The 14,827-nt window shown below is 42.7% G+C and carries 13 protein-coding genes and 2 tRNA genes; 10 read left to right on the top strand and 5 right to left on the bottom strand.

Annotation, left to right across the window (positions count from 1 at the left end; translation table 11 throughout):
- Nucleotides 1-48: 48 nt before the first annotated feature.
- Together msrA and A4U55_RS01105 are read left to right on the top strand one after the other, a co-directional pair.
- Nucleotides 49-582: a peptide-methionine (S)-S-oxide reductase MsrA gene (gene msrA / locus A4U55_RS01110; RefSeq protein WP_003656334.1), complete on the top strand. Its 534-nt coding sequence runs from the start codon at nucleotides 49-51 to the stop codon at nucleotides 580-582.
- Nucleotides 583-683: 101 nt separating this feature from the next.
- Complete coding sequence (locus A4U55_RS01105) at nucleotides 684-2,105, top strand: lytic murein transglycosylase (RefSeq protein ID WP_063453917.1); 1,422 nt, start codon at nucleotides 684-686, stop codon at nucleotides 2,103-2,105.
- 95 nt (nucleotides 2,106-2,200) lie between these two features.
- On the opposite strand, the gene A4U55_RS01100 is transcribed toward A4U55_RS01105, so the two are convergent.
- From A4U55_RS01100 to A4U55_RS01090, 3 genes are all read right to left on the bottom strand, one after another.
- Nucleotides 2,201-2,386, bottom strand: coding sequence for a hypothetical protein (locus A4U55_RS01100; protein WP_227513407.1), 186 nt, complete (start codon nucleotides 2,384-2,386; stop codon nucleotides 2,201-2,203).
- Nucleotides 2,387-2,547: 161 nt separating this feature from the next.
- Nucleotides 2,548-3,405, bottom strand: coding sequence for a glutamate racemase (murI, locus tag A4U55_RS01095; RefSeq protein WP_003671445.1), 858 nt, complete (start codon nucleotides 3,403-3,405; stop codon nucleotides 2,548-2,550).
- Nucleotides 3,406-3,470: 65 nt separating this feature from the next.
- Nucleotides 3,471-4,097, bottom strand: coding sequence for a DUF1285 domain-containing protein (locus A4U55_RS01090; RefSeq protein WP_003671444.1), 627 nt, complete (start codon nucleotides 4,095-4,097; stop codon nucleotides 3,471-3,473).
- A gap of 367 nt (nucleotides 4,098-4,464) precedes the next feature.
- On the opposite strand from A4U55_RS01090, the gene A4U55_RS01085 reads away from it, so the two are divergent.
- Nucleotides 4,465-6,126, top strand: coding sequence for an electron transfer flavoprotein-ubiquinone oxidoreductase (locus A4U55_RS01085; protein ID WP_003664052.1), 1,662 nt, complete (start codon nucleotides 4,465-4,467; stop codon nucleotides 6,124-6,126).
- A gap of 115 nt (nucleotides 6,127-6,241) precedes the next feature.
- Here A4U55_RS01085 and hemA read toward each other — a convergent pair whose 3' ends face one another.
- Nucleotides 6,242-7,585, bottom strand: coding sequence for a glutamyl-tRNA reductase (hemA, locus tag A4U55_RS01080; protein WP_003656323.1), 1,344 nt, complete (start codon nucleotides 7,583-7,585; stop codon nucleotides 6,242-6,244).
- A 334-nt stretch (nucleotides 7,586-7,919) separates the two neighbouring features.
- Here hemA and A4U55_RS01075 point away from each other — a divergent pair, with 334 nt between their 5' ends.
- The 6 genes from A4U55_RS01075 to A4U55_RS01050 all read left to right on the top strand — a co-directional run bounded on the left by A4U55_RS01075 (nucleotide 7,920) and on the right by A4U55_RS01050 (nucleotide 12,935).
- Complete coding sequence (locus A4U55_RS01075; RefSeq protein ID WP_063453915.1) at nucleotides 7,920-9,935, top strand: tetratricopeptide repeat protein; 2,016 nt, start codon at nucleotides 7,920-7,922, stop codon at nucleotides 9,933-9,935.
- 28 nt (nucleotides 9,936-9,963) lie between these two features.
- Nucleotides 9,964-10,536, top strand: a complete 573-nt coding sequence (locus A4U55_RS01070; protein WP_003665040.1) for an outer membrane lipoprotein LolB — start codon at nucleotides 9,964-9,966, stop codon at nucleotides 10,534-10,536.
- A 4-nt stretch (nucleotides 10,537-10,540) separates the two neighbouring features.
- The gene (gene ispE, locus A4U55_RS01065; RefSeq protein WP_003656316.1) at nucleotides 10,541-11,413 is read left to right on the top strand and encodes a 4-(cytidine 5'-diphospho)-2-C-methyl-D-erythritol kinase; all 873 of its coding nucleotides are present in this window, start codon (nucleotides 10,541-10,543) and stop codon (nucleotides 11,411-11,413) included.
- A 98-nt stretch (nucleotides 11,414-11,511) separates the two neighbouring features.
- Nucleotides 11,512-11,587, top strand: a tRNA-Gln gene (locus tag A4U55_RS01060).
- Between the two features lie 95 nt (nucleotides 11,588-11,682).
- A tRNA-Gln gene (locus tag A4U55_RS01055) sits at nucleotides 11,683-11,758 on the top strand.
- Nucleotides 11,759-11,981: 223 nt separating this feature from the next.
- Entirely contained in the window at nucleotides 11,982-12,935 is a 954-nt protein-coding gene (locus A4U55_RS01050) for a ribose-phosphate pyrophosphokinase (protein WP_003656314.1), read from the top strand.
- A gap of 46 nt (nucleotides 12,936-12,981) precedes the next feature.
- Here the strand turns inward: A4U55_RS01050 and A4U55_RS01045 are convergent, their stop codons facing one another.
- Nucleotides 12,982-13,497, bottom strand: a complete 516-nt coding sequence (locus tag A4U55_RS01045; RefSeq protein WP_003668733.1) for a cytochrome b — start codon at nucleotides 13,495-13,497, stop codon at nucleotides 12,982-12,984.
- A 213-nt stretch (nucleotides 13,498-13,710) separates the two neighbouring features.
- On the opposite strand from A4U55_RS01045, the gene A4U55_RS01040 reads away from it, so the two are divergent.
- Nucleotides 13,711-14,715 carry an efflux RND transporter periplasmic adaptor subunit gene (locus tag A4U55_RS01040; protein ID WP_063453914.1) on the top strand — a complete coding sequence of 335 codons (1,005 nt, stop codon included), beginning with the start codon at nucleotides 13,711-13,713 and terminating at the stop codon, nucleotides 14,713-14,715.
- Nucleotides 14,716-14,827 lie beyond the last annotated feature (112 nt).

The raw sequence follows: 14,827 nt of genomic DNA, 5'->3' as shown, positions 1-14,827 counted from the left end.
TGATAGACTTGAAAAGGTGTTATTATAGCATTGATTGAGGATAAAAATATGAAAACTATTTTATTAGGCGGTGGCTGCTTTTGGTGCACCGAGTCGGTATTTGATTCATTAAAAGGCATCAACTCTGTCGTCAGTGGTTACGCTGGCGGTGCAGGTGATACAGCAAACTATCAAGCTGTCTGCACAGGTGAGACGGGTCATGTTGAGGTCATTGAAGTAAACTATGATGACTCAATACTTGGTACTGATGCGATTTTGTCGGTATTTTTTGCCACGCATGATCCAACAACGCTCAACCGTCAAGGCAATGACATTGGCACGCAGTACGCATCAGTGATTTTTTATACCGATGATGAACAAGCCAAAGTCGCTAAGGCAATGATTGAGTCGTTACGCTCAGAAGGCGTCAATGTGGTCACAAAACTTGAGCCTGCACCAACATTTTACCCCGCTGAGGACTATCACCAAAATTACTATGCCAATAACCCCACGCAAGCCTATTGCAATTTTGCCATTCCGCCCAAGCTTGCCAAGTTGCGTGCAAATTTTGCACATTTATTAAAAGACAATCAAAATGCATAACATTTGGCGGTGTTTTTTGGGATGCAAGATATATCAAAAGATAAGGCAGTTGGCTTGGTTATAAGATGTACAGCATTCATCAAAACACTTTAAGGAATATTATGAAATTACACACATCCGCCCTAGTGCTGGCTATGTCTGGTATCATGCTATCACAAACGGCATTTTCCAATGATTCTCCCAATCTTAGCAACAGTGAATTTCAGCAGTGTCTTAGCACTTTAAAAAACAGTAGTACCTTTCGGAGTGTCTCTGGGGTGACATTTGAAAAATATCGCCCATCGCAGCCTGATCCCAGCGTCATTCGCTCGCTCAATTATCAGCCTGAATTTAAAAAAGATGTTTGGGATTATTTGGCGTCTTTGGTAGACAGTGAGCGTGTCCAAGACGGTATCCGTGCCAAGCATGAGCAAGCTGATGTGCTACGCCGCATTGAGAGCCGCTATGGCGTCAAGCCTGAGCATGTACTGGGCGTCTGGGGCGTTGAGAGTAATTTTGGTCAGACGCTGGGTAAAAAAAATTTATTTGATAGCCTAGCGACTTTGTCTTGTTTTGATCGTCGCCAAAGTTATTTTCGTGGTGAGTATGCCAATGCACTAAAAATTGTCCAAAATGGTGATATTCACCCTGAGGATATGACAGGTTCTTGGGCGGGAGCATTTGGTCAGACACAGTTTATGCCGAGTACCTTTTTAGAGCTTGCGGTGGATTTTGATGGTGATGGGCGTAAAGATTTGGTCAACTCAAAAGCCGATGCATTGGCAAGCACTGCCAATTTCTTGGTGAAGCGAGGCTATCGCCTAGGCGAACCTTGGGGCTATGAAGTGCGTCTTAATGGCTATAATGGCTCAAGTGGTCGCCGCAATAAGCAATCAATCAATCACTGGCGTGCTCAAGGCATCACCTTGCCAAATGGACAACCTATCCCAAATAATATGGCATCAGCAGGTTTACTACTGCCTGCTGGTAGGCAGGGTCCTGCATTCTTAGTTGGTAAGAATTTTGATACTTTTTATTCTTATAATGCCTCAGAAAGCTATGCGTTAGCCATCGCTCAGCTGTCTGACCTTGTGCGTGATGAAAATACCAATACCAACTTTGCCACACCTTGGCCAACAGACGACCCTGGTATCGGTCGCCGTGAATCCAAAGAAATCCAGCAAGCACTCATCAATGCTGGCTATGACATCGGTGCGGTCGATGGCATCATCGGTGATAATACACGCCAAGCAATTATGGATTATCAGCGAAAAGTTGGTGTTATGCCCGATGGTCGAGCAGGTCAAAAGTTTCACCGATTAATTACTGGTCGCACTGCTTCCATCCAATCTGCCCAAACACCAGCCCAAGCCATGAATACGCCTGTACCCCAGTATCACTCAGTACAGCCAACTGTCAGTACGCAAGCCACTGCAACAAGGGCGGTAATTGTCAAGCCAGCAAACACTCCGCCTACCACAGGAACGACCTATCGGCGTGTCATCAATGCTGATGGCAGCTCATCTTGGATATTAGTTAAATAGCCGAAGTAAAAGCCCAAGAGTTATCTTGGGCTATTTTGCTGTTAAGCTTTTTATCTCAATATGGCATATAAAATTATGATATGTCATATTAAAAATCACTCTTCTTCTTTATCATCATCCCATTTGGCATAGGTTTTTGAAGGATCAATCCCTTGATCTTTCAGATACTCCACCTGCTCTTCTAGCGTGCGTTTTTTCTCGGCATCATGCATGGTGTCACTTAATTGATCAAATTGTTCAATTTTTTCACGCAAGGCACTTTTTTTGGTATCGGTTGTCATCACAAGCTCCATTTTGGTGGTTAATTTAACCATTAAATTCTTAAAATAAATTCTTAAAATTATTACACCAAATTTTAATCAAATTTAATCAAAATTGCAAATCTATCAAGCGTATTTTACACAAAACCCACAGTTGGATAAAGCTTTGGGCAAAAGCTTGATTAAACATTGATGGGCAAAAAGTTGCCATCAACAAAGCTAATCGGCACCTGTGAGAGTCTGCGTGCTGTGGCGGGTACATTATCTGTTAAATCAGATGCATAGAATGTCAGCGGCTCATCAAGCACATCACCATCAGCACTTATCCCAAAACAGTCAAGCAAAGATTTAACCCTTTGGGCAATGGCAGCACCCGAATCAAGCAAGGTCATCGTAATGTGTTGTTCATCAATCCAATCTTGCAAAAATTGTCGAAAAAATGGGTAATGCGTGCAACCCAAAACAAGTATATCCACGCCCTGCTGATACCATGCTTGAGTTTGTTTGATCAAAAGATCAGCGACATGATGATTGATTGGCATCCCCGACTCGACCCACGGCACAAGCATTGGCTCAAAGTGCTTATGTACCGTTACACCTTTGGATGTTGCCACCTCATGAATGACTTCGGCAAGCAGTTGCCCTTGAAGTGTCGCTTGCGTCGCAAGTAAAGCAATTTGGCGTGTTTGACTCATCTCACAAGCAGGCTTGACTGCAGGCACCAAGCCCACAATGGGAATACGGCAGCGGATACGAAGCGTTGTCAATGAATACGCCGAAGCACTGTTACATGCGATGACAATCAGCTTACAGCCTTGACGACACAGCCAATCCACCGCCTGCAGAGTCAAAAACAAGATCTCATCGCCTGATTTGTTGCCATAAGGCAGATTTTGGGTATCTGCATAATAAACATATCGCTCTTTGGGCATAAGTTCTGACAAATGCCGATACACCGACAAACCACCAACACCAGAATCAAAAATACCGATGGGTGCAGATTTTTGGGGATTTATTGAATCAAAATGCGGATGTATCATGTTGCAAGCCTTATAACTTTAGGCTCATCACAGACGCTTTTATTTTAATAAAGCACTCAGCAAGCCTAACCGTGCTGTTCAATTTGATAGATTTTACCACCGCTACTGAGTTTTAGCACGGTTTTATTCTGTCCATTTTCTTGGATTTGGCTAAGCCTGCCCATTTGGATCAAATGATACATGGCATTATTCATCAAGCGTGCAGTCAACCCAAAGCGTGTATCAATATATACCCGTTCTTCATCACCAAATCGCTTAAAATATAATGGATGATCTTCATCCAAGCGAATGACATCGCCATTTGTTGTACCAAATTTTATCCACTCACCATCAGCATCCGTGACTTGAGTGACTTGATTGATAAACAATGGTGCGTCAGCCACATGAATTTGATACTTGTCAGTTGGGGTTTTAAGATAATGAATGGCTTGATCATCATGCCACTCCACCCACAGCACACTGGCAAATAGATCCACAAGTGACTGACGAGTCATTTTCTGACCTTCATGCCACCATTCACCATTATCACGGATTTCGATATCCAAAGGTGTCGTTCGTCTTGGCTGCCAGCTTTGTAATGGTGGAATTTTACGGATCTTGCCGACCTGCTTGGTTTGGATAGCTGTCAGCTTTTGGATAAGTGAATTATTTAAGTCATTGTTTTTATTATTAATATTATCTTTATCCATCATCATTTTATTCCTATTATTTGACCAAAACCATGCCAAATTATCAAAAATTAGCCTGATTTTTGCTAAATTATCTTGTCAATTTGCCTTATCATGGCAGTTTTTAGAGGGAATTACAAGGGGATTTTATGGCGGTATTTAGTCATAATCCAAGCCATTTTATCCAAATTTATCAAAAATTTTTAGCAGATTGGCGATTATTTATCGCAAATTGAACGATACAAACCCATCAAAAAAACTTGCCTAATTAGTGAAGCTTGTTACAATAGATATTATTAAAATATTTTGGCAAGAATCTTGCCGCCTGATTTGCCAGCTGCTTTTGCCGCTCGCCTGTTTTTGATATTTGACCTATTTTTAAGGATAATTCATGCAAATCGAACGAGACTCTATGGAATTTGATGTTATCATCGTGGGCGGTGGACCTGCTGGTCTATCCGCTGCAATCCGCTTACGCCAATTGGCAATCGCTGCTGGAATGGATGAGTTCACCGTCTGCGTCATCGAAAAAGGCTCAGAGTTTGGGGCACACACCCTATCAGGTGCCGTGATAGAAACGCGCGCACTTGATGAGCTGATTCCTGACTGGAAAGAGCGGGACGCACCGATCACAGTAGAAGCCAAAGAAGACCGTGTGTATATGTTGACCAGCGAAAAGGGCAGCACCGCCCTACCCAGCTCAATTGTACCAAGCAGTATGCATAATGATGGTAATTATATCGTATCGCTTGGCAATGTGGTTCGCTGGCTGGCTGAGCAAGCAGAAAGCTTAGAGGTGATGATGTTCCCAAGCTTTGCAGCCAGTGATGTTTTATATCATGAAGATGGCTCAGTGCGTGGTGTGGTGACGGGTGATATGGGTCTAAATGCACAAGGCGAACCAAAAAACAGCTTTGAGCCTGGCTACGAACTGCTTGCCAAATACACCATCTTTGCTGAAGGCTGTCGTGGACATCTTGGTAAGCGTCTGATTAGTCGTTTTCATTTGGATAAAGACAAAGACCCGCAGCACTATGGCATCGGACTCAAAGAGCTTTGGGAGATTGATGCCGACAAGCACGAACAAGGCGTCATCATGCATGGTTCAGGCTGGCCACTGTCAGAAACTGGTACTACGGGTGGCTGGTGGCTGTATTTTGCCGAAGACAATCAAGTCAGCTTTGGTTTGGTGGTTGATTTGTCTTACCATAATCCATATGTCTCACCATTTGACGAACTTCAGCGTCTTAAGCTTCACCCAATCATTCGCCCTATTTTAGAAGGTGGTAAGCGTCTGTCATATGGTGCACGAGCCCTAACCAAAGGCGGTCTAAATAGCTTACCAAAATTAACCTTTGCTGGCGGTGTGCTGGTGGGTGATGATGCAGGTTTTCTAAACCCTGCCAAAATCAAAGGCACCCACACTTCAATGAAATCAGGCATGCTTGCCGCCGAAAGCATCTTTAATGCCATTCAAGCAGGACGCAGCTCTGATGAAGTGGTCGAATATCAAACTGCTTTTGAGAATTCTTGGCTATTTGAAGATGCTCATCAAGCTCGCAACTTCTCACCATCATTACATCGCATGGGTACTTGGATGGGCGGTGTGTTCACTTTTGTTGAGCAAAACTTATTTGGCGGTAAAATGCCATTGACCATTCATGACAACACCCCAGATTACTCAACACTTGATAAGGCTGACCATGCCTATAAGCCCAACTATCCAAAGCCTGATGGCAAACTGACTTTTGACAAATTATCAAGCGTGTTTATCTCAAATACCAATCACGCCGAAGATCAACCAAATCATCTGCGTCTGACAGATCCAGCAGTGCCTGTCTCACTCAATCTACCGCTTTATGCTGAACCAGCGCAACGCTATTGCCCAGCAGGCGTCTATGAAATTGTACACAAAGAAGGCAAGACGCCTAAATTTGTGATTAACAGCCAAAACTGTGTCCATTGTAAAACCTGCGATATCAAAGATCCATCGCAAAATATTACTTGGGTAACACCTGAGGGCGGTGGTGGCCCTAACTATCCGAATATGTGACAAATATTAAAAACGCTTCATCAAATCATGAAGCGTTTTTTATTTTGTTTTTTAATTTGTTTTTTAATTTTAAAGTATCACAGTGAAAACAACAAGCATTATCTTAATACAATATTTAAATTGGCTTACGATAACTATGAATGAGTTCATGCGACACCAAATCTAGGGTATCTGCATCGTATGTTTTGGCAATTTGACGAATCAGCCTTGAAGGGCTGTGCATAAGTGCTTGACTGAGCGTATGAGAAAACTCGCTTAACACCGCTTTGGCATCATCACCTTGATCAATCTGTGACATCGCCCGTGCAAGTAAAACTTGAGTGCGTGCCTCAGCCATTTGCCGATAATCTCGGATATGCGTGCGGGCAACCTGTCCTTGCATCTGTGCTTCGATATCTGCTACCAGCTGACCGACCAAAAGCTCCGCTTCAACTGCTGCTTGCTTACGCTCAGCGATATTACCTGCGATGACATGCTGTAGATCATCCACCGAATACAGGTAGATATTATCAAGCTGTCCAACCAAAGGATCAATATCTCTTGGCACTGCCAAATCCACAAGCAACATCGGCTGATGACGGCGTATCTTAAGCGCATATTTAACCATGGCGGTATCTATGAGTGCCTGCATGCTCCCGCTGCAACTACTGACAATGTCTGCGTGTGGTAAAACTTCGCCCAATCTGTCCAAACCTGCAAGCTCAATCTCAAGAAAACGCCCCGCCTGCTGAGCCATCTCAGATAGCTCATCTGACAGTGCTTGGGCTCGCTCAGGGCTTCGGTTGCAAATGATGATTTTTTTAACACCCAAAGCGGCGACATTATGTGCAACCAATCGATTCATCTCGCCTGCTGCAACCAATAAGAAGGTCAACTCACTTGGGTCATCAAAAATCTGCGTAGCAAGACGAGCGGTTGCAAAACCTAATGTTACCGCTTGCTGCCCAACCTTGGTATCACGGCGTACCGTCCGTGCCGCAGCAAAAACCTGCTGCGTCAGCCACCCAAAATCACTGTCTACACCGCCATACTCTCGAGACAGTGCAACCGCTTGGCGAATCTGGCCTAAAATCTGTGGCTCACCAAGAATCATTGAGTCCAAACCTGCTGCAACTCTTAGCCAATGATTAAGTGCACGTGAGTCTTCATAAGTATACAAATAAGGAGCAATCTCATCAAATGAAATGCCCTTAAACTCTGCCAACCATTCACCAATCGCCTGAAGCTTAGCAGAAATTAGCCCGCCTGATTGCTCATCTTGAGACTCGTGCTGACTGCCCACATCATCAACGATACCAACATAAAGCTCGCTACGATTGCAAGTTGAGACGATGGTACAGCCATTTGCCAATGTTGATAGTTGCTCAATTGCCTGAGGCATATCCGAGCCAAACGAAAGCCGCTCCCGCAATGAAACGGGGGCAGTCTTATGATTGACTCCGATGACAGCTAATTTCATACAAACGACCAAAAAGCCAAAGATCTTGCTAGTTAAAAACTCACTATTATAACAGCTTTGATACTATCATCGCCAATAAATTACAAGTTTATTTTATTGACTATTTTAAATTTTAGTCTTTGATACTTTTATATCAGGTATTCATGATACGCTTTGGTCAAAAGGATACAAAATTAAAGCCTAATCACGATTTTACACAATGTTATCCAATTTAGTTTTGAATATTTAGACGGTTTTGTTTGCACTTATCAAAAATACTTTTATAATAGAGCGTATTGTACCTTTAAATTAAGTTGACTTAATCATCTAACACTCAGGAGGTGTTTGGTAAGTTATGAATTGGCTTTGGCGTAAACGGCGGTATCACTCACACGATGTCTCAAAATTGGCACATCAAGGTACACCTGCACCCAAAAATTCTGACAAAACCTTGAAAATATCCAAGTCCATCCTGACCGCTTCAATACTCGCAGGCTTGATGGTAGCCACCACTCTACCGACGCACGCCAATATCTTTGATCCTTTGTTACGCATTTTATTGCCATTTTATAAAAAATCACCAAAAGCTGAGGGAGAAGCTAAAGAACCTTTAGTAGAACCCAAAGAGCCTTTAAAAGATGATATTATTCAGACACCCGCTCATACGCATACAAATAAAGAAGCGTCCTCGGTGGTCATACCCCAAGCTGAGACAACAAAGCGATATGCCAACATTCCTGAGATTTTGCTCGAAGATACACTGATCGCCGAAAATGTTGAGCCTATACTCAACATACCTGATTTATATGCACTGATGGATGCTGAATTTGCTGCTGATCGAGGTGATATCAGACGAGCGTTGAATATTTATAAAGCAGAATCTTTTAAAAAAAACGCCACCAATGTGTTTGAGCGTGCCTTATCTTTATCCATTGAGTATGAAACGCCTGCTCAATCATTGGCGTTTGCCACCGCTTGGCAGGATCGCAATCCTGACCATATTCCTGCTTGGTTTTATGTAACCCACTTAGCACTAAAAGCGGGTGAATATAACCAAGCGGCCGCAATGATATCAACCATCTTACACTACGATCCACGCTCAGATTTAGGGCAAATCTTGACTGGTATCATACCACCCAAACGAGAAGATAAACGAGCGTTATTATACGCTTTACAGGGTCTTGGTGAAAACAATGCGTCCATCTCTGTACTTAGAGCGGGGATCTTGATGGGATTGGCGGATTATCAAGCGGCACACCTGCATGTCAATCAAGCCTTAAGCATTGAGCCAAATAATTTGGCATTTATTACCCTAAAATTAGATATCTTGCGTGCTGCCAATCAGTTAGATGAACTTTGGAACTATCTACATCAAGCACGCAAACAACTGCCCAAAGAAAAAGAGCTTTATTTGTACGAAGCTCGGCATCTGATTGAAGTGGGTGACCTTAGTCAAGCTTGGCAACTTTTGACACAAGCTGTCAAAAATACTCAAGATAAGGACATTATACTCTTGGCAGGACTGGTAGGACTTGACAGCGGTCGTTATACCGATGCCATTGAGATACTTAAACCTTTAACTAAGAATACAGAGATAGCAAGTCAAGCGCATTATTATATCGGTATTGGCTATGAACGCCTAGGCAATCCCCAACAAGCACGAGAAAACTTTGAAAAAGTACATCATTATGAACATGTGCTTGATGCCACCAATAAAGTCGTTGGTTTTTATTTGGCGGATAATAACACGACCGATGCCATCAAAACACTGATTCGCCTGCGTGATGAATTTGAAAATTACGCCACCGACAGCTATATCCTCCAAGCTGAGATTTATTTGCGTCAAAACAATCAACAAAAAGCCAAAGATCTGCTGACGGTCGCAAACCGTGAATATCCTGATGATGACCGCTTGCTGTATGCCAGTTTTCAATTGCTCGAAAATGAACTTGAGCCACAAGATAAACGCCAAGCCATCGATCGACTGCTTGAGATTGATGAATACAATCCTCGCTATCGCTTGGCAGATGCCAAACTTCGCCTCAGTCAAAACGCCAATGATGATGATGCACTCAATACCGCCTCAGAGATTAGCAATATCAGCTTTGATGATCCAGAGTATGACAGCCAGCTTCAGTTGGATGCCCTGCTTGTTCTTGGTAATCACGCACTGGCTGAACAAAATTATGAAGCAGTCATTGATTATCTGCAAGCACCTTATGAAGTGATGCCCAATCTTAATGTTGGTATTACACTGCTTCGAGCTTATCAAGGGCTTGGTAATAATGAAGCAGTAGCAAATCTTTTGGCTGACTTACAGTCTCGTTTTGCCAACTCTAGTGCCATTGCTGACGATAGCCAAATTTATTAAAAACTCTTAAGCATCTAGGAGACAGATTGTGAAAAAAATTGCATTTGCTGCTTTGAGTGTATCCGTACTTTTATTAAGTGCTTGTACCAACATACAACCAAGCACCCAAACGCCCACCACCCTGCCTACTGCGGATACCCCTCTTAAATTTGCGGTCACAGGTAAAATCGGCGTGGTTACCACCACCCCCGAAGGTAGGCAAGCAGGTAGTGCCTTTTATACTTGGACACAAGAAGATGATCGCTTCGCTATTGAATTGACAGGTATGCTTGGTATTGGTGCAACCCAAATCCGTTATAACGGGACAACTGCCGCCTTGGACAGTGAACGCACAGGCACGATAACTGCCGATACGCCTGAAGCACTTTTATTGACTGCAACAGGCTGGCAAGCACCAATCTCTCAGCTACCACACTGGATCTTAGGACGCGGTGCTCCTGATGACAGCACAGCCGGCTATGATCACTTAGGTCGGCTGGTGTCTGCTGCTAATGGTGCATGGCATGCCCAATTTGATTACGACAAAACCTCTTTGCCGTCACGCCTTCGCATCACACATACCAACCAGCACAGTATAACCATGACAGTAACACATCAATAAGAACATGGCTTTAAAGATTTTTTCTCCAGCAAAAATTAATTTATTTTTGCATATCATTGGCAAGCGTTCCGATGGCTACCACGATCTACAAAGCGTCTTTCGTACGCTGGATTTTGGTGATTGGTTAAGCTTTGGTCTCACGGATACAAAAAAACCTTTAATCACGCTGACAGGTGCTGAGGGCTTAACCAAAGAGCTTGACCAAAATCTCATTGTCAAAGCTGTAACCTTACTTGCCAAACACTTTCCAAATCACGCCAAGCCGTTGATAATTGATTTGCAAAAACATATCCCAACAGGTGCAGGCTTAGGCGGCGGCTCCAGCAACTGTGCGACGACACTCATCGCACTCAATCAGCTGTGGGCGCTTGATTTATCGCTTCAAGCTTTGATTGATTTTGGTCAGCAGCTTGGTGCAGATGTACCATTTTTTATTTTTAGTCACTTTCACCAACAAGATGCGATTGTCTGTGGCATCGGTGAGATTTTAACACCACTTAAGCTGCCCTCAGCGCGTTATTTACTCTTATTTCCTCAGGCACATCTGTCCACAGCTCAGTTTTTTGCACACCCTGACTTACAAAAAAACTGCTTGCCCATACCAAATATTGGCAGTCGCTATGATGACTATGGCAATACTATGACCGATGCGTTTTTCAATGTCTTTGAGCCGATTGCCGTCATGCACTCGCCCGCCGTTGCCTTGGCACTTCAATATCTAAAATCACGACAAGTATTCACTGGTACGACCGCACGCTTAACAGGTACTGGCAGTACGGTATTTTTACCCATTCCTGACAACATAGATGACGCAATGCTCAAACACTGGCAAGCTGCTGCACCATGCCCCACAATCATGACACAAAATTTATATTAAAAATTATATAATTTTCAATGAGTTGCATAAATTTTAAGACAAATTATGCAAAAATGGTTGCATTCATTTTAAAATTTGGTATAATTTTTGCCCTATACAGGGGTATCGCCAAGTTGGTAAGGCATCAGGTTTTGATCCTGACATTCGTTGGTTCGAGTCCAGCTACCTCTGCCATTTTTGTCCGATACATTGTATCAGACTCTCGGTCATAGTACCGAACCAAAGAATCCGATCAAGGTTCTTTTGCTGAGAATATAATCAGTACCTACAGGGGTATCGCCAAGTTGGTAAGGCATCAGGTTTTGATCCTGACATTCGTTGGTTCGAGTCCAGCTACCTCTGCCATATCCAAATTGGGTCAGTCATTCGTGATTGACCCAATTTTTTTATTCAGTTTAACCAAGATTTTTCTATTTAACCAAGATGTTTTTTATCAAAAAAACCGATAAAGTCTTATAAAAACTTTTCAAAAATCCCCATATCCCCTGCAAATTATGGTTCAAAAATGCTAAAATATAATCTCAATTGGTTATGTTAGCTTTCGATTCGCTTTTATAGGATTTTTACCATGTCATATATGGCTGTCTTTTCAGGTAGTGCCAACCCTAAACTTGCCCAAACCGTTGCCGATAATCTGCACATTCCTTTGGGTAAGGCAGACATCAATCGTTTTTCTGATGGCGAAATCGCTGTTGAAATCAAAGAAAATGTTCGAGGTAAAGATGTATTCATTCTGCAGCCAACCTGTGCACCCACCAACGATCATTTGATGGAAGTTATTTTATTGGCAGATGCACTGCGTCGCTCAAGTGCTGGTCGTATCACAGCCGTGATTCCTTATTTTGGCTATGCTCGCCAAGATCGTCGCCCTCGTTCAGCTCGTGTGCCCATCTCTGCCAAGGTGGTCGCTGATATGTTGTCGATTGCTGGTATTGACCGTATTATGATGGTTGATTTGCACGCCGATCAAATTCAAGGCTTTTTTGATGTGCCTGTTGATAACTTATACGGCACGCCTGTGCTATTGCGTGATCTTAAGCAACAAAACTATGAAAACTTAATGGTTGTTTCACCAGATGTTGGTGGTGTGGTGCGTGCGCGTGCCATGGCAAAATTACTTGGTGATGCTGATCTTGCCATTATTGACAAGCGTCGTGCTCGTGCCAATGAATCTCAAGTGATGCATATTATTGGTGATGTATCTGGTCGTGACTGTGTCATTGTTGATGATATCGTTGATACCGCAGGCACACTGTGTAAAGCCGCTCAAGCACTCAAAGACCATGGTGCACGCCGTGTGGTTGGTTATATTACCCATCCTGTTTTATCGGGTAAAGCCATCGAAACCATTCAAAAATCTGCCCTAGATGAGCTGGTTGTTACCGATACCATTCCACTTTCTGAAGCTGCCTCTGCTTGTGCGAATATTCGCCAAATCAGTATTGCCTCGATGATTGCAGAATCATTACGCCGAATCAATAATGAAGAGTCAATCAGCGCCATGTTTGAGTATGATATTTAACCCATTTGCCAATCATAAAAATTCCGCCAAACAGTGGCGGAATTTTTTAACGCATGCGTGATAAAATATGATCTTTTAGGATAAATTGGTGATATAACGCCCCAATGATATGTGCCGCCACAAAGATTAATAGCATTGGCCACACAATATCGGTATGCCAATCTATCAACCTATCTGCCAGCTCGGTATTGGGTATCTTAAAACCAGAAATACTGATGATACCAAATACATTCACCCCATAGCCGCCATACATGGATGCCAAAAACGCCGTCAAAGGCATCACAATCATCGCCACATATAAAGCAAGGTGAACCACATTTGCTATCACGGTATAGATTTTTGAAACTGGCAGTGGTGTAGGGTCTTTGGTAAATACTCGATTGGCAATACGAAGCATTGTCCAAATCAAAAAGCTCACCCCAATTGACTTATGCAGGCTAAGATAATCCTCGCCTTGCTGAGCCAAAAACCAAGCCAGCACAATCAATAATGCACCGATCCAATGAAAAATACGCGCTGCCAAATTATATTTTATCACACGAGCAGAGGTTATCTGAGTCATGACTGGCATACCTCAATTAAATAAAACTTAAAAACAAATCTATTTTATCAAAATATCTTCAAGCTAATATTCTGTAACTGTTGATATTTTGTATCCATACCTACTGACAGTTTTGGTTGGTTAAGTTTTGGTTGATTAAAAGCGATACTATCACTTTCATCAAAAATCATGCTAAGATGAGTTTATACAATACTCAATCGGATAAGGATAGGCATGACGGCCCATAAAGATCGGTCAACCAACCTCTCAAAAATATGCTTAAAACATTGTTTTTTCACATCAAGTCTCATCGCCACATTGGCAATGGGGTTGGCGATGAGTGCTTGTAGTGATGACCGCCCAAAATCCCCTATAATCAAACCTGCTGATGATGGCATCATACTTAATAAAGACAGCATCATGACCGTCAAGATGTCCAAATATCAGCCAAGTTTTGCCTTTGATGGTAAAATTATCCCAGTCAATCAGACCCTATTAAATCTTGATACTGCTGTGATCGTTGAGCATATTTTTGTTGATGCAGGTGATGAGGTTTCCAAAGGCGATGCACTACTTGGTTATTTCACCCATTTAGAATCTTTGCCCAGCGAAGTTACTACCCTGCCTGCGCCATTTGATGGGGTGGTTCATCGTGTCTTTGCCCACACAGATCAGCACTATGATGCCAATACGCCATTAATTGAGATTCATGATATTTCTCAATTAAAATTCATCAGCTATTTGTCTTCTGCACTGATGAATGATACCAAATTGGGCGATGCGGTAACTTTTGGGGTTGATGGTATTGCTCATGTTGGACAGATTAGCCAAGTGAATGTCAGTGAACAAAACCCCAAACTTATTGAAGTACATGTCATCATCGAACCCAATCCTGATGAAAAGCCCAAAGATCTGCTTGGGCGGCGTGTGGTTGGGCATATTGATTATGGACAAATCCAAGTTGGGGTCATGATGCCCAGCAGCGCTGTTTATGACAGCGATTTGAATATCTTAGCGTTAGATGGATTTGATAAGCCACCACATAAGCCAGATGCTCCGATTGATGGCTATGTTTGGGTCGTAAAACAAGACCACCGACTGTCCCTGTCCCCTGTAAAAGTTTTGGAATACCGTCCCAAAACTCAGCAATTTTTAGTGCAAGGTATCACCGAAGACAGTCTTGTTGCCACAGTGCCCTTACCAAAAGACGCACATGATAAGCCAGTCAAAGTATACTAAGACCACAAATACAAAATATTGACCGTAATATCACCAAATACGGGAAGATAAATGTTACACATTCTTGAAATTGTTTGCTAAACTTCAGAGAATTGACCAATTTTTATGCAAT

It is taken from the genome of Moraxella catarrhalis (assembly GCF_001632285.1).
GTDB classification, from domain to species: domain Bacteria; phylum Pseudomonadota; class Gammaproteobacteria; order Pseudomonadales; family Moraxellaceae; genus Moraxella; species Moraxella catarrhalis.
Note: the sequence above shows the minus strand (reverse complement) of the source record. Positions and strands in the feature narration are given on the sequence as shown.